Annotated in this window: 14 protein-coding genes and 3 pseudogenes; 9 read left to right on the top strand and 8 right to left on the bottom strand. The window is 59.7% G+C overall.

What is annotated here, in order from left to right; all coding sequences use genetic code 11:
- Nucleotides 1-100 precede the first annotated feature (100 nt).
- Together AB4N76_RS23335 and rlmKL are read right to left on the bottom strand one after the other, a co-directional pair.
- Nucleotides 101-2500: a sensor domain-containing diguanylate cyclase gene (locus AB4N76_RS23335; protein ID WP_460163573.1), complete on the bottom strand. Its 2400-nt coding sequence runs from the start codon at nucleotides 2498-2500 to the stop codon at nucleotides 101-103.
- A 142-nt stretch (nucleotides 2501-2642) separates the two neighbouring features.
- Nucleotides 2643-4911: pseudogene (rlmKL, locus tag AB4N76_RS23330) on the bottom strand (bifunctional 23S rRNA (guanine(2069)-N(7))-methyltransferase RlmK/23S rRNA (guanine(2445)-N(2))-methyltransferase RlmL).
- Between the two features lie 528 nt (nucleotides 4912-5439).
- On the opposite strand from rlmKL, the gene rmf reads away from it, so the two are divergent.
- Nucleotides 5440-5655, top strand: a complete 216-nt coding sequence (gene rmf, locus AB4N76_RS23325) for a ribosome modulation factor (protein ID WP_003223300.1) — start codon at nucleotides 5440-5442, stop codon at nucleotides 5653-5655.
- Between the two features lie 292 nt (nucleotides 5656-5947).
- On the opposite strand, the gene AB4N76_RS23320 is transcribed toward rmf, so the two are convergent.
- Nucleotides 5948-6967: a quinone-dependent dihydroorotate dehydrogenase gene (locus AB4N76_RS23320; protein WP_046027042.1), complete on the bottom strand. Its 1020-nt coding sequence runs from the start codon at nucleotides 6965-6967 to the stop codon at nucleotides 5948-5950.
- A 229-nt stretch (nucleotides 6968-7196) separates the two neighbouring features.
- Here AB4N76_RS23320 and AB4N76_RS23315 point away from each other — a divergent pair.
- The 8 genes and pseudogenes from AB4N76_RS23315 to cobA all read left to right on the top strand — a co-directional run bounded on the left by AB4N76_RS23315 (nucleotide 7197) and on the right by cobA (nucleotide 18975).
- Nucleotides 7197-8407, top strand: a pseudogene (locus AB4N76_RS23315) (CmpA/NrtA family ABC transporter substrate-binding protein).
- 15 nt (nucleotides 8408-8422) lie between these two features.
- Entirely contained in the window at nucleotides 8423-8998 is a 576-nt protein-coding gene (locus tag AB4N76_RS23310) for an ANTAR domain-containing response regulator (protein ID WP_046027044.1), read from the top strand.
- Nucleotides 8999-9367: 369 nt separating this feature from the next.
- Nucleotides 9368-10579, top strand: a complete 1212-nt coding sequence (locus tag AB4N76_RS23305) for a nitrate/nitrite transporter (RefSeq protein ID WP_046027045.1) — start codon at nucleotides 9368-9370, stop codon at nucleotides 10577-10579.
- A gap of 7 nt (nucleotides 10580-10586) precedes the next feature.
- Nucleotides 10587-12257, top strand: coding sequence for a bifunctional protein-serine/threonine kinase/phosphatase (locus AB4N76_RS23300; protein WP_046027046.1), 1671 nt, complete (start codon nucleotides 10587-10589; stop codon nucleotides 12255-12257).
- A 452-nt stretch (nucleotides 12258-12709) separates the two neighbouring features.
- Complete coding sequence (nirB, locus tag AB4N76_RS23295) at nucleotides 12710-15163, top strand: nitrite reductase large subunit NirB (RefSeq protein ID WP_077430587.1); 2454 nt, start codon at nucleotides 12710-12712, stop codon at nucleotides 15161-15163.
- Nucleotides 15160-15477, top strand: coding sequence for a nitrite reductase small subunit NirD (gene nirD / locus AB4N76_RS23290; protein ID WP_077430588.1), 318 nt, complete (start codon nucleotides 15160-15162; stop codon nucleotides 15475-15477). Before nirB ends, nirD begins: the two co-directional genes overlap by 4 nt.
- Nucleotides 15477-18194, top strand: coding sequence for a nitrate reductase (locus tag AB4N76_RS23285; protein ID WP_460163572.1), 2718 nt, complete (start codon nucleotides 15477-15479; stop codon nucleotides 18192-18194). The genes nirD and AB4N76_RS23285 overlap by 1 nt, the downstream gene beginning before the upstream one ends.
- A gap of 10 nt (nucleotides 18195-18204) precedes the next feature.
- Nucleotides 18205-18975 (top strand): uroporphyrinogen-III C-methyltransferase, encoded by a 771-nt coding sequence (gene cobA / locus AB4N76_RS23280; RefSeq protein ID WP_460163571.1) that lies wholly within the window; start codon nucleotides 18205-18207, stop codon nucleotides 18973-18975.
- Between the two features lie 70 nt (nucleotides 18976-19045).
- On the opposite strand, the gene AB4N76_RS23275 is transcribed toward cobA, so the two are convergent.
- From AB4N76_RS23275 to AB4N76_RS23255, 5 genes and pseudogenes are all read right to left on the bottom strand, one after another.
- The gene (locus AB4N76_RS23275; RefSeq protein ID WP_046027051.1) at nucleotides 19046-20089 is read right to left on the bottom strand and encodes an OmpA family protein; all 1044 of its coding nucleotides are present in this window, start codon (nucleotides 20087-20089) and stop codon (nucleotides 19046-19048) included.
- Nucleotides 20090-20196: 107 nt separating this feature from the next.
- Nucleotides 20197-20786: pseudogene (sigX, locus tag AB4N76_RS23270) on the bottom strand (RNA polymerase sigma factor SigX).
- Nucleotides 20787-20873: 87 nt separating this feature from the next.
- On the bottom strand, nucleotides 20874-21698 hold the full coding sequence (locus tag AB4N76_RS23265) for a mechanosensitive ion channel family protein (RefSeq protein ID WP_008048604.1): 825 nt from the start codon (nucleotides 21696-21698) through the stop codon (nucleotides 20874-20876).
- A 2-nt stretch (nucleotides 21699-21700) separates the two neighbouring features.
- Complete coding sequence (locus tag AB4N76_RS23260) at nucleotides 21701-21949, bottom strand: hypothetical protein (RefSeq protein ID WP_046027052.1); 249 nt, start codon at nucleotides 21947-21949, stop codon at nucleotides 21701-21703.
- 63 nt (nucleotides 21950-22012) lie between these two features.
- Complete coding sequence (locus AB4N76_RS23255) at nucleotides 22013-23008, bottom strand: zinc transporter ZntB (protein WP_046027053.1); 996 nt, start codon at nucleotides 23006-23008, stop codon at nucleotides 22013-22015.
- Nucleotides 23009-23015: the final 7 nt, after the last annotated feature.

The following is a 23015-nucleotide window of genomic DNA, read 5'->3' as shown; positions in this document are numbered from 1 at the left end:
CAAGAGCGGACGCAGAGCGTCCATTGAGGCATTCCCACGCAGAGCGTGGGAGCGATCAAATGTTGGCGCGGGCTTGCTCCCACATCGACTGTTTCCGGTCTTAGCTTATCTGCGTCTCGACCCGATCCCGACCGGCCTGCTTCGCCGCGTAAACCCCCGAATCCGCCCGCAACAACAGCGCATCCGCGCCCTCTCCGACCTGCCAACTGGCAATCCCGAAACTCGCGGTAACGAACCCCACACCCTCGATCGGTGAACTGCGCAACCCTTGCCACAACTGCAAGGCCAGCACTTGCGCCTGCTCGCTGTCGGTGTCCGGGCACAACACCATGAACTCTTCGCCTCCGAGGCGACAGAACACGTCTGTGCGTCGCAGTCGATGACCGATGCGCTCGCACACCACCTGCAACACCCGATCCCCCACGGCATGGCCATGTTGATCATTGATGCGTTTGAAGTGGTCGATGTCGAGCATGATCACCGACAACTCGCCCCCTCCGCGTTCGACGCGGGCCATTTCGGTGGTCAGGCGCTCCTGGAAGTAGCGGCGGTTATGAATCCCGGTCAGCGAATCGGTGATCGACAGCGCACGCAATTCTTGTTCTACCCGTTTCAAATCGGAGATGTCGGAAACGTAGCCATGCCAGAGCACGCCGCCACCGGGCTGCTCTTCAGGGGTCGCCTCACCGCGAACCCAGCGCAGGCCGCGCATGGGCAACTGCACGCGGTATTCCTCGCGCCACGGGCTGAGGGTGTCCGCCGACGCCCGGATCGAGGCTCGGACCCGGGTCGTGTCTTGTGGATGAATGCGCGTGAAGATCGATTCGGCGTTGAACAGCAGCACGTCCGGCTCGAGTTCGTAGATCTCGCGGATACCGTCGCTGGCATAGATCACGCTGAAGCGCCCGTCGAATTCCATCTTGAATTGATAGATGCCGCCGGGGACATGGGCACTGAGTTTCTTCAACAACAGGTCCCGCGCCGCCAAGGCCTCATGGACGCGTTTGCGTTCTGTAATGTCGATGCAGATCGCCAGGTGACCGACCCACAGACCTTGCTCGTCGAGTACCGGGGTCGCCAGCATGTTGACCGCCAAATGGCTGCCATCGCGGCGCACCAGCGTCCACTCCCGCGCGGCGTTACCAATTTCATCGCCGTCTTTGACCAACATCGCCTGACAGGTTGGAATCGGTTTTCCATACCGCGCGCTCAACTCCGCCGCCCGTGCCACCAGCTCTCGAGGGAAATGCAGGTTTTCCAGAGTCATGCGCCCCACGACCTCAACGCCGGCGTAACCCAGCATCTGCTCGGCACCGGCATTGAACGTGGTGATGACCCCGCGCAGATCGGTGGCGATGATCGCCACCTGGGTCGCCGCATTCAACACACCACGCAACTGGCCGTGAGTGCCACGTAACTCCTGCTCGCGGGCGCGCAACTCCTCGGTCTGTTGCTCAACCATTTTCAGCGCTCGCTGACGCTGGCTGACCAACACGTACAGCAATGCGCTGACCAGCAGACTGAGCAAGCCGCCCAGCACTATCAGGGTCGTCACCGAGGAATGGTTGGCTTGTATAAAGGCTTCGCTGGGCTTGATGTCGACCTGATAGTCGTGATCGGCCATTCGCAATAGTCGGCTCGCGGACAAATCACTGGCCGCCGGTCCGTTGAAGGACTCGTAAAGCACTTCGTGCTGGTTGACGATCGACAAGTCGAGAATGCGGACCGAGAGATAGTCGTAATTGGCATCGGGCAAGCCATCCGCCAGCAACTGACGCATGCTGATCACCGCCATGACATAACCGTAGGGTTTTACCCCTGCGCCGCTTGGCGTGTTAGGCACAATCACCGGGGCCACCAGCAGCACGCCACGCGCATAGGCCTGCTCGATACTGACCAGATGCATGGGCTGCGACACCGCCAGGCTGCCGCGTTTATCCGCCCGCTCAAGGGTCGCCCGACGCATCGGCTGAGCCCATAAGTCGTAACCCAGCGGCGAGCCCAGTCGGCTTAGCGTCTGGCTGTAAAGCACCACCACGTATTCATCGCGTTCAGCGGCCAATTGCAATTGACCATCGCTGGCGAGTTCACGAACGGTGAAATCGCTAAAGCCCTCGTCACGCACCTTGCGCTCGAACTCTGCGCGCTCGGCACGCGTCACGCGGGCCGCGAATGAATAGGCTTGAGCGCGGTGCAACAGGGGTTTGGTGAAACCGTCGAACTCCTCGCGGGAGACCGAGTCGGAATTGGCGAAGAACCGGCGCAGGCTGTCGAGGCGCTGCTCCTGGTCCTGAAATCGTTCTTCAATGCGGCTATAGCGTTCACTGGCCAGCAGTTGGAAGCGTTGCTTGAGTTGATGGCGAAACACGTTGACCGTCGACCAGGCCAACAACCCCGTCAGAACACACCCCATAAGCAATACCAGCAGCGCGACCAGCCAGGCCGACACATCTTCGCTGATAAAACCCAGGATCTTGGGGCGCACGGCGTGTAACGACATAAACGCAACTCACAACGCCAGGTGCGGGAAAGCCCATTGGCCATGAGAGAGTTATAGCTATTAGCCACTAATTTGACCAGCACTGAAAGAAGCCACAGAGCCTTTAAAAATCAAGGCTCTGTGGATCCAATCCACACAGCTATCAACGTGCGGTGATTTTCCATGCGCGGTGGATCTTGCCGTTGCGGGCGAAATCCGGATCGATGGTCTGGGCGGTGATTTCTTCGACCGCGTAACGCTGCGTGAGGTTTTCCTCAAGGGCGAACTTGCGGAAGTTGTTGGAGAAGTACAACACGCCACCGGGTGCCAGGCGTGCCATCGCCAGGTCGATCAGTTGCACCTGATCGCGCTGCACGTCGAAGATCCCTTCCATGCGCTTGGAGTTGGAGAACGTCGGCGGGTCGATGAAGATCAGGTCGTACTCGTCACGGCAGGCGTCGAGCCAGACCATCACATCGCCCTGCTCCAGACGGTTCTTGTCAGAGAAACCGTTCAGCGACAGGTTGCGACGCGCCCAGTCCAGATAGGTTTTCGACAGGTCGACGCTGGTGGTGCTGCGTGCCCCCCTTGGCGGCGTGAACGCTGGCCGTCGCGGTGTAGCAATACAGGTTGAGGAAGCGCTTGCCGGCCGACTCTTTTTGAATGCGCATGCGCATCGGGCGGTGGTCAAGGAACAGCCCGGTGTCAAGGTAGTCCGTCAGGTTGACCAGCAGCTTCACGCCACCTTCGTTGACCTCGACGAACTTGCCCTGTGCGGCTTGACGCTCGTATTGCTTGGTGCCGCTCTGACGCTCGCGACGCTTGACCACCACGCGGCTCTTGTCGATGTTCAAGGCCTGCGGAATAGCGGCCAAGGCATCGAACATGCGTGCCGAGGCTTTTTCCGGATCGATGGATTTCGGCGCCGCGTATTCCTGAACGTGGACCCAATCCTGATACAGGTCGATGGCCATCGAGTATTCCGGCATGTCGGCGTCATACACGCGATAACAGTCGATGCCTTCGCGCTTGACCCACTTGCCCATGGCTTTCAGGTTTTTTTGCAGGCGATTGGCAAACATCTGCCCGCCTTCGCTCAAACGCGGCTGCTCGATCACCGGCGCAGGTGCTGGTGTCGGTTTGATCGGGTTGCCGTTTTTGTTGTACTTGCGCTCTTCTGGCTCGCTCGGTGCCTGATCGTAAGCCGCCTGCTCGCGCTCGACCTGACGTTGCTCAGGGGTGCGACGCTCGCCCGTGACGAACTGGTCTGGCGTGACCTTGATCAGCAGCAGCTTGCACGGCAATGCGCCGTTCCAGAACGAATACTGCTTGTGACTGCGAATGCCCATGCGCTTGCCCAGATCCGGGGCGCCGGTGAACACCGCGGCTTCCCAGTTCAAGCAGGCCTGACGCAGACGCTCGCCGAGGTTTTGATAGAGGTAGAGCAAGCTCGCCTCGTCACCCAGACGCTCGCCGTAGGGAGGGTTGCAGATCACCAGGCCTTTCTGGTTCTGGTCCGGACGCGGCTCGAACGTACCGACTTCGCCCTGGTAGATCTTGATCCACTCGCTCAGGCCGGCACGCTCGACGTTGTTGCGGCCCGGTTGAATCAGGCGCGGGTCGGCTTCGTAACCGCGAATCCACAGCGGTGGCTTGGCCAGGCCGGCCGCACAACGTTCGGTGGCTTCCTCGTGAAGCTTTTTCCACAGTGCCGGAACGTGACCCAGCCAATGGGTAAAGCCCCACTGCTCGCGACGCAGGTTCGGCGCCATGTCGGCGGCGATCATCGCCGCTTCGACGAGGAACGTACCGACACCGCACATCGGGTCAGCCAGCGCGCCGCCTTCGGCCGCAATGCGTGGCCAGCCGGAACGGATCAGGATCGCGGCCGCCAGGTTTTCCTTCAGCGGTGCCGCGCCTTGCTGCAAGCGATAACCGCGCTGGTGCAGGCTGTGGCCGGACAAATCGAGGGAAAGAATCGCTTCGCCACGGTCCAGGCGCAGGTGAATGCGCAGGTCCGGGTTGAGTTTGTCGATCGACGGACGGTCACCTTGCGGGGTGCGCAGTTTGTCGACGATGGCGTCCTTGACCTTCAAGGCACCGAAGTGGGTGTTGTCGATGCCCGAACCGTGGCCGCTGAACTCGACGGCCAGGGTGCCGGCGTTGAGCATATGGTCTTGCCACTCGATATCCAGCACGCCGTGGTACAGGTCTTCGGCGTCCTTCATCGGGAAACGCTTGAGCACCAGCAGCACCCGGTTCGCCAGACGCGACCACAGGCACAAGCGGTAAGCGGTTTCCATGGTGGCCATGCCGCGCACGGCCGAGGTGTGCTCGCGTGCCTCTTCAAGGCCAAGCCCGACGGCTTCCTCGATGAGCAGGCCTTCAAGGCCTTTTGGGCAGGTGAGGAAGATTTCGAATTGGTCGGACATGGGAATTTCAGAGCCTTTGGCGAAGTGAACCGGCAACGCATTGCCGATCCGGTTTTCAATCAGGCGCTTTTCTCGAAGAGCGCCCGCGTGGCACGAAGGTGTGCCGTCCCACCCCTGCTGCTCGGGTTAAAAGAGCTTAGATGCAAGGACAGATAAAATAGTTGATGCAACAAAATGTCATAAAGCGACCCTTCGTCGAATAATGCTTCCACCAACAGAAGTCATTCTCACTAAGGGATTACTCCCGTCATCCTGCGGGGGCCGATCATACAGGGCTTTTGCCAATCAACACCGGGCATTCATCGTGATGCTTATGGCCTTAGCATCTTTATGGTTACGTTCTTATGACAAAACGATCATTCCCTCGATGTGACGCATTGGTTAGAACTCAACACAGGTTGACGCCGCAACGACGTCAACACCTTGGCTCGTCACGCCGGCAGCGAGCCCCCAACGGCAGAGTTTTTCTGCCAGACCTCAATAGAGGTCGACGCGATAAATACAGTCAACAAGTGAGGGCAACACCCTATGAGAAGACTTAAGCGTGATCCGTTGGAAAGAGCATTTTTGCGCGGATATCAATATGGCGTTGGTGGCAAATCCCGTGAGCTTTGCCCATTTACTCTACCGTCGGTACGCCAAGCCTGGATTAACGGCTGGCGAGAAGGACGCGGCGACAACTGGGACGGTATGACCGGCACTGCGGGAATCCACAGACTCAACGAACTTCACGCCGTCGGCTAATTTACAGGGCCAAACACTCCGACACGACAATCTGATGACTGACTGAATTAACCACGCACGTCCCATCCGGACGGCGGGCTCCGGCCCAGGGGCTCCTTCGAGGAGCCCTTTTTTATGCCTGCGTTCTAGCCAAACACCATCCCTGTAGCAGCTGCCGAGCCCGCGAGGCTGCGTCCGGCTGCGAAGCAGTCGTGAAATCAGACACCGCGATTTGCAGAGGCACCGTGCATGCAGGTTTGACGACTGCTGCGCAGCCGGACGCAGCCTCGCAGGCTCGGCAGCTGCTACACAATCAGCGCAGGGCTGCGATGGCGTCTACAGACTCACGAATCAGCGCCGGGCCTTTGTAAATGAAGCCGGAGTAAATCTGTACCAGGCTCGCACCTGCCGCGATTTTCTCTGCCGCGTGCTTGCCTTCGGTGATACCGCCCACGGCAATGATCGGCAAGCGACCCGCCAGTTCCGCCGCCAGTACTTTCACGGTGTGAGTGCTCTTGTCGCGAACCGGTGCACCGGACAGACCGCCCGCCTCGTCACCGTGCTCCATGCCTTCGACGCCGACGCGGCTGAGGGTGGTGTTGGTGGCGATCACTGCGTCCATGCCGGTTTCAATCAGCGCTTGTGCGACCTGCGCCGTTTCTTCGTCGCTCATGTCCGGCGCGATCTTGATCGCCAGCGGCACGTGTTTGCCGTGGCGCAAGGCCAGTTCTGCGCGGCGCGTGGCCAGATCAGCGAGCAACTGCTTGAGCGAATCACCGAACTGCAGGCTGCGCAGGCCCGGTGTGTTGGGCGAGCTGACGTTGACCGTCACATAGCTGGCATGGGCATAGACCTTGTCCAGGCAAATCAGGTAATCGTCGACCGCACGTTCAACCGGAGTGTCGAAGTTCTTGCCGATGTTGATACCCAGCACGCCCTTGTATTTGGCGGCGGCGACGCGGGCCAGCAGGTGATCGACGCCCAGGTTGTTGAAGCCCATGCGGTTGATGATCGCCTCGGCTTCGGGCAGGCGGAAAATCCGTGGCTTCGGGTTACCGGGTTGCGGACGCGGGGTGATGGTGCCGATTTCGACAAATCCAAAGCCCAACTGGGCGAAACCGTCGATGGCCGCGCCGTTTTTGTCCAGGCCGGCGGCCAAACCGACCGGGTTCGGAAAATCCAGGCCCATGACCGACACCGGCATGTTCGCCGGAGCTTTGCACAGCAAGCCGTTGAGGCCCAAACGCCCACCCGCGCCGATCAGGTCCAGGGACAGATCGTGGGAGGTTTCCGGGGAAAGTTTGAACAACAGCTGACGGGCCAGGGTGTACATGGGCGGGTTTGACTCTGGGCTACGAAAAGTGGCGGCAATTATAGCCGCGCATCGGCGTCGCAGGCGAGGCACGCGACAAAATCAGCCCGCGATGGCATATGCCTTGCACCACCACCGCTATCAGCACTCATGCCAACGGCGGGATGGGTCGAAAGACAAAGGCGTCGTCACTGGCCCTTGCTCTGGCAAGCCGCCCGGTACGGCGTTTTTTTATGGAAGGTGCTTAACGATGATTGAAGTTCCAGCCACCCCCCTGGCCTGGGTCAATGGCAGCGATGCCCCGGAAAAGACCGACATCAATCTCGGCTTCATGGCCCTGAGCGACTGCGCCTCGGTCGTGGTCGCCGCCACCCAGGGTTCGCCCAGCCCTACGGCCTGACCCTGAACCTCAAGCGCCAGTCGTCCTGGGCCAACCTGCGCGACAAACTGGTCAGCGGCGAACTCGACGCCGCGCACAGCCTGTACGGCCTGATTTATGCGGTGCACCTGGGCATCGGCGGCGTAGCCTCGACTGACATGGCCGTGCTGATGGGGCTGAACCAGAACGGCCAGAGCATCAATCTCTCCCACGGTTTGCAGGCGCTGGGCGTGACCGGTCCTGAAGCACTCGACCGACACGTGCACCAAACTCGCCCAAAACTCACGTTCGCCCAGACATTTCCCACCGGCACCCACGCCATGTGGCTGTATTACTGGCTGGCGAGCCAGGGTATCCATCCGTTGCAGGATGTCGACAGCGTGGTGGTACCGCCACCGCAAATGGTCGCGCACCTGCAAGCGGGGCGTATCGACGGTTTTTGCGTGGGTGAGCCATGGGCCGCCAGCGCGGTGCAGCAAAACCTGGGGTTCACAATGGCGACCTCCCAGACCATCTGGCCCGACCACCCGGAAAAAGTCCTCGGCTGCACCCGTGCGTTTGTCGAGCACTACCCCAACACCGCGCGGGCCTTGGTGATGGCGATCCTGGAAGCCAGCCGCTTCATCGAGCAAAGCACGGAAAACCGCCGCAGCACCGCGCAACTGTTGAGTGCGCCCGACTACCTCGACGCCCCTCTGGACTGCATCGAGCCGCGTCTGCTGGGCGATTACGCCGACGGCCTGGGCAATCGCTGGCAGGACCCGCATGCACTGCGTTTCCACGCCGGTGGCGAGGTCAACGTTCCGTACCTGTCTGACGGCATGTGGTTCATGACTCAGTTCCGGCGCTGGGGTTTATTGCGCGACGACCCGGATTACCTCGGCGTGGCCCGTCAGGTCCAGCAGTTGGACCTGTACCGCGAAGCTGCCACTGCCGTCGGTGTCGCCGCTTCGGATCAAGACATGCGCAGCAGCCAGTTGATCGACGGCAACGTCTGGGACGGTTCCGATCCGGTCGGCTATGCCCGCAGTTTCAAGCTGCACGCGATGAGCGACAGCTCTTACCGATTCGCCCACCGCTGACAGGAGACTGCGAACATGTTGCGTATCCTGCTGATCAACGACACTGCGAAAAAAGTCGGTCGCCTGAAAGCCGCGCTGACTGAAGCCGGATTCGAGGTGATCGACGAATCGGGTTTGACCATCGACCTGCCCGAGCGCGTCGAAACGGTGCGCCCGGACGTGATTCTGATCGATACCGAGTCACCGAGCCGCGATGTGATGGAACAAGTGGTGCTGGTCACCCGCGATCAGCCACGGCCGATCGTCATGTTTACCGATGAACATGACCCCGGCGTGATGCGTCAGGCGATCCAGTCCGGGGTCAGTGCCTACATCGTCGAAGGCATTCACGCACAACGCTTGCAGCCGATTCTCGACGTGGCCATGGCGCGGTTTGAAAGCGACCAGGCACTGCGCGCCCAATTGCATGCCCGCGACCAGCAACTGGCCGAGCGCAAGCGTATCGAGCTGGCCAAGGGCTTGTTGATGAAGATGAAGCATTGCAACGAGGAAGAGGCCTACACCCTGATGCGCCGCCAGGCCATGAGCCGCCAGCAGAAACTGATTCAAGTGGCGGAGCAGATCATTGCCATGAGTGAGTTGCTCCAGTAACCGATCTCCCGAACCTGGCACAGATGATCGTTCCCACGCTCCGCGTGGGAATGCATCCCGTGACGCTCCGCGTCACAGCGTGAAGCGGATGCAGAGCGTCCACGGCGGCGTGACCACGCGGAGCGTGGGAACGATCTCCACCAGGTCTCGGTTGTTGGCACAGATTTGGCTATGTAATCACCACAGGTAACCAACGGCGGTTGCCCCACCTACGACAAAGACGTCGCTCACCTCATTTGCCCCTGGCGAATCGGGTAGCGGCGTTTTTTCGTTTTGGCCCCACAGCCCGGGGCCGGTGGTGCGGCCCAAAGGCGCCCCACCTGCTAGCTCATGACTCCTTCTCGAGACTCTTCACAGCTGAGGTGCGCGATGAATTCAAGCTTCTGGAAATCCGGCCATACCCCGACCCTGTTCGCGGCCTTTCTCTATTTCGACCTGAGCTTCATGGTCTGGTACCTGCTCGGCCCGTTGGCTGTGCAGATCGCCGCCGACTTGCACCTGACCACCCAACAACGCGGGCTGGTGGTGGCCACGCCAATCCTGGCCGGGGCCGTACTGCGCTTTATCATGGGCATGCTGGCGGATCGTCTGTCGCCAAAAACCGCCGGGCTGATCGGCCAGGTGATCGTTATCTGCGCACTGTTCGGCGCCTGGAAACTCGGGATCCACAGCTACGAGCAAGCGCTGGTGCTGGGCCTTTTCCTCGGCATGGCTGGTGCGTCCTTCGCCGTCGCCCTGCCGCTGGCCTCGCAGTGGTATCCGCCACAGCATCAAGGCAAAGCCATGGGCATTGCCGGTGCCGGTAACTCGGGCACCGTGCTTGCCGCACTGATTGCTCCGGTGCTGGCCGCGGCATTCGGCTGGAGCAACGTGTTCGGCTTCGCCCTGATCCCGCTGATCCTGACCATTATCGTCTTCGCCTGGCTGGCGAAAAACGCACCGGAGCGGCCGAAAGCCAAATCCATGGCCGACTACTTCAAGGCCTTGGGTGACCGCGACAGCTGGTGGTTCATGTTTTTCTACAGCGTGACTTTCGGTGGTTTCATCGGCCTGGCCAGCGCCCTGCCCGGCTACTTCAACGACCAGTACGGCCTGAGCCCGGTGACCGCCGGTTACTACACCGCGGCCTGCGTGTTCGGCGGCAGCCTGATGCGTCCTTTGGGCGGCGCACTGGCCGACCGGTTCGGCGGTATTCGCACGCTGCTCGCGATGTACACCGTGGCCGCCGTCTGCATCGCGGCGGTGGGTTTCAATCTGCCGAGCTCCTACGCGGCGCTGGCACTTTTCGTCTGCACCATGCTCGGTCTGGGTGCAGGTAACGGCGCGGTTTTCCAGTTGGTGCCGCAGCGTTTTCGTCGGGAGATTGGTGTAATGACCGGTTTGATCGGCATGGCCGGCGGCATCGGCGGCTTCGCGTTGGCGGCCGGCATGGGCGCGATCAAGCAAAGCACCGGCAGCTACCAACTGGCGTTGTGGTTGTTCGCCAGCCTCGGTGTTCTGGCCTGGTTCGGCTTGCACGGGGTGAAACGTCGCTGGAGAACCACCTGGGGTTCGGCCGCCGTGACGGCGGCTCGGGTCTGACGCCTCAATGAGCCTGCAATTGAGTTTTGCCGAAGCCAGCGCCACGGGGCCGCGCGAGGAAAACCAGGACGCCCTGCGCCTGGTGACGCCCGCCCCGGCCTTGGCGGCGAGCAAGGGTTACCTGTTCGCCATTGCCGATGGTGTCAGCCAATGCGCCGACGGCGGCCTCGCCGCTCGCTCGACCTTGCAGGCCCTGGCGCTGGATTATTACGCCACCCCGGAAACCTGGGGTGTCGCCCAGGCATTGGACCGTCTGCTGCTGGCGCAAAATCGCTGGTTGCAGGCCAATGGCGGTGGGCAGCCGCTGCTGACCACCGTCAGCGCCCTGGTCATGCGCGGCAGGCGTTTTACCTTGGCCCATGTCGGCGATTGCCGCGTGTACCGCTGGCACGCGGATCAGTTGCAGCGCGTCAGCGAGGATCACGTCTGGGACCAACCGGGCATGCAACATGTGCTCAAACGGGCGCTGGGCCTCGACCAACATCTGGTGCTGGATTTTCTCGATGGCGAATTGCGCCTCAATGAAAGTTTTGTCCTGCTGAGCGATGGCATCTGGGCCGTGCTGGGCGATACGGCCATTGCCGCTATTTTGCGCGATCAGCCCGATCTGGACAGTGCCGCACAGACCTTGGTCAGCGCGGCGCACCTGGCCGGCAGCCAGGACAACGCCAGCGCCCTGCTGGTGCGCGTTGACGCCCTCGGTGAAACGAGCATCGGCGACGCACTGATTCATTTGCAGCAATGGCCGCTGCCTCCTGCACTGAAACCCGGTCAGTCCTTCGAAGGCTGGCAGGTCGAGGGGATCGTCGGCCAGAGCCAGCAGTCACTGCTCTACCGAGTGCGCGATGGGCAACAGCAACCCTGGCTACTGAAAACCTTGCCCGGTGCGCTGCGCGACGATCACTTGGCCGGGCAGGCACTGCTGTCGGAGGAATGGTTTCTCAAACGCGTGGCCGGACGGCATTTCCCTGAAGTCCATGCCGCCAGTCAGCGTCAGCATTTGTACTACGTGATGCGTGAATATTCCGGATCGACGCTGGCAGAACTGCACGCAGGTGTCGGACCACTGCCACTGGCTCAATGGCAAGACCTGGCCGAACGCCTGCTCCGCGCCGTGGGGCTGCTGCATCGCCGACAAATCCTGCACCGCGACATCAAACCGGACAACCTGCTGCTGGGGGACGACGGTGAGCTACGCCTGCTGGACTTCGGCCTCGCCTACTGCCCGGGCTTGTCCGAGGATCAACCCTCGGCCCTGCCCGGAACACCCAGCTATATCGCACCGGAAGCCTTTCGCGGGGGCATCCCGACGCCGCAACAAGACCTGTATGCCGTCGGCGTGACGTTGTACTGGCTGCTGACTGGGCACTATCCCTATGGCGAAATCGAAGCGTTTCAGCGGCCCCGGTTTGGCGTGCCGGTGAGCGCCAGTCGCTACCGGCCGGATGTGCCCGACTGGATCGCGCAGTGTTTGCAACTTGCCGTCACGGCGGATCCGCTTGCGCGCTTTGAAACGGCGGAGGAATGGTTGCTGGTGCTGGAGCAAGGCGAGCGGCGCAGTTTGAGCGTGCGCCCCAAGCCGTTGCTGGAGCGCGAGCCGTTGAAAGTCTGGCGCACGATGGCGCTGGTGTCGTTGGTGGTTAATCTGGCGTTGCTGTTTCTAGTGGTTCATGGCTGACACAGATCCCTTGTAGCCGCTGGCGAAGCCTGCGTCCGGTTGCGAAGCAGTCGTAGGCCCTGCACATAGGGTGAACCTGGCACACCGTGTCGTCTGAAATTGCGACTGCTTCGCAGCCGGACGCAGGCTTCGCCAGCTGCTACAGAAGCCGCGCCAATTGCGGGCGACGTGCATTGAATCGGTGCAAAAACGCTCCTGCCAAAGTCCGAAACCACGACTAAACCCAACAAACCCGTTGACCTGGAGCACTTGGCACAACCACTGCATTACCTTCTTCACCACACATAAAGCCCGGCCTTCAACGTAGAAGGCTGCGCTGCCCGAGAGAACGGGACAAGGACAAAGGCGTCCTCGCTAGGCAACTAGCGGGACGCCTTTTTTTGTTTGCGCAAAATTGTCGAGCAAGACCTGAAAGCCCTGATGAGGCGGGTCTGAACTCCCCGGAGAACCTGATGAAAAAACTAAAACTGGTGATGATCGGCAACGGCATGGCCGGGGTTCGCACCCTGGAAGAACTGCTCAAGCTGAGCAACGAGCTGTACGACATCACGGTCTTCGGCGCCGAACCTCATACCAACTACAACCGCATCCTGCTGTCGCCAGTACTGGCCGGTGAGCAGACGTTCGAAGAGATCGTGCTCAACGACCTCGACTGGTACCTGGAAAACAACATCAAGCTGTTGCTCAACCGCAAAGTCGTGGAGATCGACCGGGTCAAACGCCGCGTCATCGCCGAAGACGGCACCGAAGCCGAATACGATCGCCTGCTGATCGCCACCGGTTCGACCCCATTCATCTTGCCGATCCCCGGCAACACCTTGCAGGGTGTGATCGGCTACCGCGACATCGCCGACACCCAGGCCATGATCAACACCGCCAAGACCCACAAGCACGCCGTCGTCATCGGCGGAGGCCTGCTGGGCCTGGAAGCCGCCAACGGCCTGATGCTGCGCGGCATGCACGTGACCGTCGTACACATCGGCGAGTGGTTGCTGGAACGACAATTGGACAAGACCAGCGGTCAACTGTTGCAAACCGCCCTCGAAGCGCGCGGCCTGCACTTTCGCCTGCGCGAGCAAACCCAGGCGCTGCACGACGGGGGCAATGGCCGGGTCGGGTCGGTTGAATTCAAGAACGGCGACATCATCCCCGCCGACCTGGTGGTGATGGCCGCTGGCATTCGCCCCAACACCGAACTCGCGGAAAAATCCGGCATCCCCTGCAACCGCGGGATTCTGGTCAATGACACGATGCAAACCTACGACCCGCGGGTCTACGCCATCGGTGAATGCGCCAGCCATCGCGGCATCGCCTACGGCCTCGTCGCACCACTGTTCGAGCAAGCCAAGGTCTGCGCCAACCACCTCGCCCAATTGGGCTTCGCCCGCTATCAAGGTTCAGTGACGTCGACCAAATTGAAAGTCACCGGCATCGATCTGTTTTCTGCCGGCGACTTCATGGGCGGCGAAGGCACGGAAACCATCACCCTCTCCGATCCGATCGGCGGGATCTACAAAAAACTGGTGATCAAGGATGACGTGCTGGTCGGCGCCTGCCTGTACGGCGACACGGCCGATGGCGGCTGGTATTTCCGGCAGATTCGTGAGAGTCACGCCATCGACGAGATCCGTGATCACCTGATGTTCGGTGAAAACGCTCTAGGTGACGTCGGGCATCAAGGTCAGGACAAAGCCATGAGCATGGCCGATACCGCTGAAGTGTGCGGTTGCAACGGCGTGTGCAAAGGCACCATCGTCAAGGCGATTCAGGAGCACGGACTGTTCAGTGTCGACGAGGTGAAAAAACACACCAAGGCTGCAAGTTCATGCGGCTCCTGCGCAGGGCTGGTGGAGCAGATCCTGATCAACACCGTGGGTGGCGCGGCGGACGTCAAACCGAAAAGCGAAAAAGCCATCTGCGGATGCAGCGACCTCAACCACGGCCAAATCCGCCAGGCCATCCGCGAGCAACATTTACTGACCATTGCCGGGACCATCAGCTACTTGAACTGGCGCACACCGAATGGCTGCGCCACGTGCCGCCCGGCCCTCAACTACTACCTGATTTCCACCTGGCCGGGTGAGGCAAAGGACGACCCGCAATCACGCCTGATTAACGAACGCGTCCACGCCAACATTCAAAAAGACGGCACCTATTCGGTTGTCCCGCGGATGTGGGGCGGCGTGACCAACCCTTCGGAACTGCGGCGCATCGCCGACGTCGCCGACAAGTACAACGTACCGATGGTCAAGGTCACCGGTGGCCAGCGCATCGACTTGCTGGGGATCAAGAAACAGGATTTGCCGGGCGTCTGGAAAGACCTCGACATGCCATCCGGTCACGCCTACGGCAAATCCATCCGCACCGTGAAGACCTGCGTTGGCAGCGAGTTCTGCCGCTTCGGCACCCAGAACTCCACCCAATTGGGCATCGAACTGGAGCATGACCTGTTCAACATGTGGTCACCGCACAAAGTGAAACTGGCGGTCTCCGGTTGCCCACGCAACTGCTCGGAAGCGGGCATCAAGGACGTAGGAATCATCGGCGTGGATTCCGGCTGGGAGATGTACATCGGCGGCAATGGCGGGATCAAAACCGAAGTCGCCGAGTTCTTCGTCAAGCTGAAAACCGCTGAAGAAGTTCGTGAATACAACGGCGCGTTCTTGCAGCTCTATCGCGAAGAAGCCTTCTACCTGGAGCGCACCGTGCATTACCTGCAACGGGTCGGCATGGAACACATCAAGAAAGCCGTGCTGGAGGACCCGGTGCGGCGCAAGGCACTCAATGATCGCCTGCAATTCTCGCTGTCGTTCGAGCAAGACCCGTGGAAGGAACGCCTGGCGCAGCCGCAGCTGAAAAAAGAGTTCGACGTCATTCCGTTGAAGAACCTGGAGGTGCTGGCATGAACTGGCTGGATATCTGCGCACTGGAAGACATCAATGCCCTGGGCTCGCGGATCATTGCCGGGCCGAAAGGTGATATCGCGATTTTTCGTACAAGCGACGATGAGGTTTTCGCCCTCGACGACCGCTGCCCACACAAGGGCGGGCCGCTGTCACAAGGCTTGGTGTACGGCAAACGCGTGGCCTGCCCGCTGCACAACTGGCAAATCGACCTGGAAACCGGCGAAGCCCTGGTCCCTGACATCGGCTGCGCCCACCATCACTCGGCACGGGTCGAGAATGGTCGGGTGCTGCTGGCCCTGCGGGAAGCAAGCTGATGAACCGTCAAATCACCGCTTCTACCTGCTGCTATTGCGGCGTCGGCTGCGGTGTGCTGATCGAACATGACGGCGAGCGCATCCTCGGCGTCAGTGGCGATCCGGCCCACCCGGCCAACTTCGGCAAATTGTGCAGCAAGGGATCAACCCTGCATTTGACCGGTGACCTGACTGCGCGAGCGCTCTATCCCGAACTGCGCCTGGGCAAAGGCCTGGCACGCAGCCGCACCGACTGGGACACCGCCCTCGATCATGCCGCCAGCGTTTTCGCCCGGACCATTGCCGAACACGGCCCGGACAGCGTGGCGTTCTACATTTCCGGGCAATTGCTGACCGAGGACTATTACGCCTTCAACAAACTGGCGCGGGCGTTGGTGGGCACCAACAACATCGACAGCAATTCGCGACTGTGCATGTCGTCGGCGGTGGTCGGCTACAAGCGCAGCCTGGGCGCCGATGCGCCACCGTGCAGTTATGAAGACCTGGAGTTGAGCGACTGCGTGATGATCGTCGGCAGTAACATGGCCTACGCCCACCCGGTACTTTTTCGTCGACTGGAAGAAGCCAAATCCTGCCGACCACAGATGAAAGTCATCGTCATCGATCCGCGTCGCACCGACACGTGCGATCTAGCTGACCTGCACTTGGCGATTCTTCCCGGGACCGATGTCGCCCTGTTCCACGGGATTTTGCACCTGCTGCTGTGGGAAGACTGGATCGACCGAGACTTCATCAAGGCCCACACCGACGGTTTGACCGAGCTGAAAAACCTGGTGCGCGATTACACACCGCAAATGGTTTCGCAGCTGTGTGGAATCAGCGTTGAGCAATTGCAGCAATGCGCCGAATGGGTCGGTACGACACCGAGTTTCCTGTCGTTGTGGTGCATGGGGCTGAACCAGTCCACCGCCGGCAGCGCGAAAAACAGCGCGCTGATCAATTTGCACCTGGCGACCGGGCAAATTGGCCGCCCCGGCGCAGGACCTTTCTCATTGACCGGTCAGCCGAACGCCATGGGCGGGCGGGAAACCGGCAGTCTGTCGAACCTGCTGCCAGGGCATCGCGACGCCGCCAACCCTGAGCATCGTGCCGATGTAGCGGCTTACTGGGGCGTCGATCAACTGCCTGAGAACCCTGGGCTGACGGCCATCGAGTTGTTTGACCAGGTCGGCCGCGGAAAAATAAAAGCACTGTGGATCGCTTGCACTAACCCCGCACAATCACTGCCTGATCAGACGGCTGTGCGTGCGGCACTTGAAACCTGCCCGTTCGTGGTGCTGCAAGAAGCGTTTCGTACCACTGAAACCGCCGGGTTTGCCGACCTGTTGTTGCCCGCTGCGAGCTGGGGTGAAAAGGAAGGCACCGTCACCAATTCGGAACGGCGTATTTCCCACGTCCGCCGGGCAATCGTCGCACCTGGTTCCGCGCGCCCGGACTGGGCGATCACGGTGGATTTCGCGCAGCGGCTGGAAAAACATTTACGCCCCGAATCCTCAAGCCTGTTTGCCTTTGAAACACCGGCGCAGGTGTTCGACGAATACAAATTACTGACCCGCGGCCGTGATCTGGACTTGTCCGGGGTCAGCCATGCGCTGATCGACCAGCTCGGCCCGCAGCAATGGCCATTTCCGACCGGCGCCCGCCAAGGTACCGCCCGCCTCTATCTCGACGGTATCTTCCCGACTGCCAGCGGCCGCGCGCAATTCGTCGCCGATCCGTATCGCGCCGCCAAGGAACAACGGGATGCGCGTTTCCCACTGACGCTGATCACCGGTCGCCTGCGCGATCAATGGCACGGCATGAGCCGTACCGGCACTGCGGCGCAGCTGTTCGGTCATGTCAGCGAAGCGGTGTTGAGCCTGCACCCGGACGAGTTGCGCAGGCATCGCCTGCAACCAGGTGACTTGATCAGCCTGAAAAGCCGTCGTGGCGCCGTGATCGTGCCAGTCTCCAGCGATGACAGCGTGCGCCCGGGGCAGGCGTTTTTGCCGATGCATTTTGGTGACCGCTTCCTCAAGGGAGGTGTAAACACCCTCACCCTTGCGGCCTTCGATCCACTGTCGAAACAACCGGAACTCAAGCACAGCGGTGTGCGCCTTGAGCCCGTGCATTTGCCATGGCACCTGTTTGCGCTGATCGAGGGAGACATCCCACAGCATTTTGAGAGCCTACGCACCCTCTGCGAGGCGTTTTCCTACGCCAGCCTCAGCCTTGCCGGCCGTGAGCGCCCCGCGCTGCTGATACGCGCTGCCAGCGCCTTCGCGCCAGACCCGAAACTGCTGCGTGACATTGATGAGTGCCTCGGGCTCCTCGATGGACCGGTTTTGGCATACGACGATCCACGGCGCTCCATCGGCAAGCGAGTGCGGATCGAGAACGGGCGCATCACCGCTATTCGCCTGGCGGGTGAAACTCTCGCCCAACACTGGTTGCAAAGCCTGTGGCTCGAAGGTCGCGCCGATGAGCAACTGCGGCGCTGGCTGCTCGCGCCCCTGAGCGCACCACCGGGGCAGATCGATGCCGCCTCGATCGGCAACAAAACCCTGTGCAACTGCAAAAACGTCAGCCAAAACGCAGTCTGCGCCGGTATCCGCCGTGGCCTGGACTTGCAAGGTTTGAAACAGGAATTGGGTTGCGGCACGCAATGCGGTTCGTGCGTCCCGGAAATCAAGCGTTTGCTGGCTGCTACTGCGCAGCCGATCGCCGTCATCTCGTGAGGAAAACACTATGAGCGCAAAAGTCTGGCTGGTGGGTGCGGGTCCCGGCGACCCTGAATTACTGACGCTCAAGGCTGTGCGGGCACTGAGAGAAGCGGATGTGGTGCTGATCGACGATCTGGTCAACGAAGCGGTGCTGGAACATTGCCCCGATGCGCGGATTATCCCGGTGGGTAAACGTGGTGGCTGTCGCTCAACCCCTCAAGCGTTCATTCACCGCCTGATGCTGCGTTATGCCCGACAGGGCAAATGCGTGGTGCGGCTCAAGGGTGGCGATCCGTGCATCTTCGGTCGAGGTGGCGAAGAGGCGCAGTGGTTGCGCGAACGCGGGGTCGATACCGAATTGGTCAATGGCATCACCGCCGGGCTGGCAGGCGCGACGCAATGCGATATTCCGTTGACCTTGAGGGGCGTTGCCCGAGGAGTGACGTTGGTCACCGCCCACACCCAGGATGGCAGCAGCCTGAACTGGCAGGCACTGGCCCAAGGTGGCACGACGCTGGTGGTTTACATGGGGGTGGCGAAGCTCAGCGAGATACGCGAGCAATTGTTGGCAGGCGCGATGGCGGCGGATACGCCGGTGGCGATGATCGAAAACGCATCGCTGCCGCATCAACGGGAATGCCGCAGCACCCTGTCAGCCATGGAAGAAGATGCCGGCGCCTTTGAGTTGAAAAGCCCGGCCATTCTGGTGATCGGCGCAGTAGCGGCCAGTGCAACTCAAGCTCTGTGGGGGTGTGAGTCACCGCAAAAGCAAGTCAATCAGTCTGAGTATTTTTGACCTGCCTCACCAAATCGCAGACAAAGAAAAGCCCGGCCTAAGCCGGGCTTTTCTCAGAGCTGAAGGCTAATTACTTGCCTTGAGCTTCAACCTGCGCTTCTACGCGACGGTTTACAGCGCGACCTTCTGCAGTTTTGTTGTCAGCAACTGGGCGGGATTCGCCGTAGCCAACAGACTGAACGCGGGAGGATTCAACACCGTACTGGTTGGTCAGAACTTGTTTAACGGCGTTTGCACGACGCTCAGACAGTTTCTGGTTGTAAGCGTCAGGACCGACGTTGTCGGTGTGACCTTCAACAGTAGTGGTGGTCGATGGGTACTGCTTCATGAAATCAGCCAGGTTCTTGATGTCGCCGTAGCTGTTTGGCTTGACTACCGACTTGTCGAAGTCGAATTTCACGTCCAGCTCAACACGAACAACTTCAGCAACTGCCGGGCAGCCATCAGCGTCAACAGTTACGTTGGCTGGGGTGTCTGGGCACTTGTCAACGTTGTCGCACACGCCATCGTTGTCGCTGTCGGAGCAGACTTCTGGAGCTGGGGCTGCAGCGACTGGCTTGTTGCCGCCACCGAAGTTCACACCCAGACCAACGGATGGGATGTAGTCCCACTTGCCGTTGTCCAGTTTGTAGTCAGCTTCTACGCCAGCACGTGCGTAAACGTTTTCTACGAAGTAGTACTTAACGCCAGCGCCAGCAGTCAGGAAAGTCGACTGGTCACGGCCAGTGTGGCCGTTAGCGGCTACGTTGGTCATGCTGCCGTGCTTAACACCACCTTGAACGTAAGGACGCAGAGCGTCGCCAGCGTTGTTGAAGTGGTACTGAGCGTTCAGACCGAAGCTGTCGCCTTCGATTTTCTGGTTGCCAGTGTTGTTGTTCGAACGGGTGTAATCTTCAGCGTTGTAGGTCAGGTTCAACGATACGTCGTCGGTCAAGAAGTAACCGATGGAGGCGCCAGGAGTGTAACCGTCTTCAACGTCTTTAACGCTGTCGTTGTACTTCTTCCCGTAGTTGAGCTCGCCTTCAACTGCGCCTTGGCCTTGTGCCAGAGCGCCGAAAGAAGTAGCGGCAATAAGAGTACCAATGGCCAAGCCCAAGGTGTTTTTCAGTTTCATCCGTTAAATCCCCATCTGGTGATTGTAAAGCAGTCCCTCAAACCGGGGGACAACTCGGCGGCAAGTCTATCAGAACTTGCCTACACGTAAGAGATATTTGCGCTGAACTAAGTTTCAGCAATGCCTGCAAATTTCTCACGCAATTTATCTAGAGCACGTTTATACCGCATTTTTGTCGCACTCAAACCCATATGCATGATATCCGCGATCTCTTGAAATTCCAGCTCTGCGACAAATCGTAGCACCAGAATTTCACGGTCAATCGGATTTACATACACCAGCCAGCGATCAAGTCCACCCTTATCCTCGGGTTTCGGCGTCTTCTCTTCAGACGCTTCCTCGAGGGGTCCAGACTCAAAGCGTCCATCAAGCGACGCTTTCGCCGTTCCTTCCGATACTGTGTGATGCATTCGTTGTACGTGATGCTATATAGCCATGTCTTGAACTTCGATTTACCCTCAAAGTTCTTCAGGCCATACAGCACCTTCAACATGACCTCCTGACAGACATCATCTGCGTCGCGATCGTTCCCAAGGTATCGGGCACAGACGTTAAATAATGTTCGCTGGTAACGCCGCATCAGTTCTTCATAAGCGCGCGTTACGTGAAACAGCTCGGTGTGCGAGCGCGCGACCAACTCCTCATCAGAGAGCTCGCGGGGGTCGTAGCGCGTGGAGAGCGATTGAGCTTTATTCAAAACAAGTCGGGCCGACAGTCAGGTCAATGTCCGCCGCAGCCCATTCAGGGCATTTTGCGGCGGCGTACATTAGCAGGGTTTGCCGGGTTAGCGGCTACTCACATGCTGCTCCAAGAGAATCCGATTGGAGAGAGAGACTAGCTCACCTTCATCGGTCAGCAATGTGGTTTTAACCGTGCCGATCTCTTCGATCTGGCCTTCGACCTCACCAACACGCACTTGTTGCCCAACCTGATACAACTCACGCACATAGATTCCCGCAAGAATCTGACCGGCAATTTCCCGGCTTCCCAAACCCATGGCCAACGCTACCGCCAGACCAACGGTAATCAATACGATAACGATCACATGGTTGAGCAGGTCAGTCTTGACCTCCAACTGGCTGATCGCTACCGAGATACTGATGATGATCACCAGGCCCTGAGCAATACGTCCCAACCCGGAAGCATAGTCCAGACCTACGCCTTCTGCTGCGCCGCGCACCAATCCATTGGCCAGTTGTGCCAGCAAGACACCTACCAGCAGGACCAGCGCCGCACCGAATACCTTCGGCAAATAGAGCGCAAGCATATCCAGCGTAGCTGAAACTCGTTCAAGTCCAAGGGATTCTGCTGCAGAAACCAGAAAAATAAGCAGAACGAACCAATAGACAATCTTGCCGATCAAGGTAGAGATCGGTACTTGAAGACCGGCCCGGGACAGTAATTTAGTCAGACCGGTACCGCCCATCAGGCGATCAAGACCCAGTTTGGCCAGCAGCTTGGACAGCAAAGTGTCCAAAAGTTTCGCCACGACAAAACCCAACAGCAGCACAACCAGTGCGCCGAACAGGTTCGGAATGAAGTTCGCAACCTTGGTCCATAACGCAGTCATTGCAGTGACGAGGCTCTGAGTCCAGAGATCAAGTTCCATATTCAATCAGCCTTATCAGCAGTGCGAACGGTAGGTTTACGGTGACGGGATACCGGCGAGATGTGGGCCGAGCCGTTATTGAGGGCGATCATCAGCGCGGGCAACCAGCGGCCCAGCAGGCTGAACAGATCACCGGCGCCGACCTGGCGATTGGCGGTTTTCAGTACACGCCCAAGGCACGCATCGTCGTCCCGGGTGGACGGTGATGCATTGAGCATGTCGCGCAAAGACTGTTCAAACGGATCGTGCATACGCACCTCTCGTGATGTCTGTGAAAGACGCGGTCAAATTTGCTCGGGTCACATGCCGCATGCTCAGACCCAGCGCAAACGTCGAAATAACCACCACTGCCCGACCGCCACCGAAACCATCATCAGGCACGCAATCAGGAAGCCATACGGACTGGCCGAGAACGGAATCCCACCCACATTAATCCCCAGAAGACCGGTCAAAAAACTCATCGGCAAAAAGATCCCGGTGATGATCCCGAAGCGGTACATCGTGCGATTCATCCGCACGCTCAAGCGTCTGTCTTCAGCCTCGAGAACCAGGCCCACCCGCTCGCGGGTCAATTCCAGCTCTTCCAGATACCGGGTCAGGCTGTTGTTCAATTCGTTCCAGTAATCCGCATCGTCGTCGACGAACCAGGGCAATTTGATCCGTGTCAGCTGACCGAATATATCTCGCTGCGGCGCCAGGAATCGTTTCAGCGCTGCGGCCCTGCGACGGATCTGCAAAATGGCTCCGTGCTCGGGAGTATACCGTTCGTCGGCATCCAGTTTTTCCTCTTCGTCATCGACCACTTCCGAGAGGCAACTGACCAGATCCTGCACTTTGTTGGTGAGGTACTGCGCCATATAGAGAACGAGTTCGGAGGCCGTTTTTGGCCCTTTGCCTTCGGCGAGCTGCACCAGCAATTCATCGGTTGCGCGCAATGGGCGCAATCGCAAGGAAATAACACGCTGGGCCGATGCAAAAATCCGCACCGAGACCATGTCTTCCGGTTCAGCGCCGGGGTTCAGGTTGACCCCGCGCAGAAACAGCAACAGTTCGGCATCCGGCAACGGCAACAGGCGCGGCCGGGTGTTTTCTTCGAGCAGAAGGTCACAGCTGAATTCACTCAAACCACTGGATTTACGCAGCCAGGTCTGAGTTTGCGGGTGACTGCGATCCCAGTGCAGCCACAGACTTTCATAAGCCTGAAGCTGCAAGTCATCGAGTTCAGTCCGGGCTATCGAACGCGCACCGCCTTTACCGTCCAGCACCAGGGCATGCACCAGGCCCCATTGCGCGTTTTCTTCCTCGAACATCCTCACT

The organism is Pseudomonas sp. S2_F03 (genome assembly GCF_054668335.1).
Note: the sequence above shows the minus strand (reverse complement) of the source record. Positions and strands in the feature narration are given on the sequence as shown.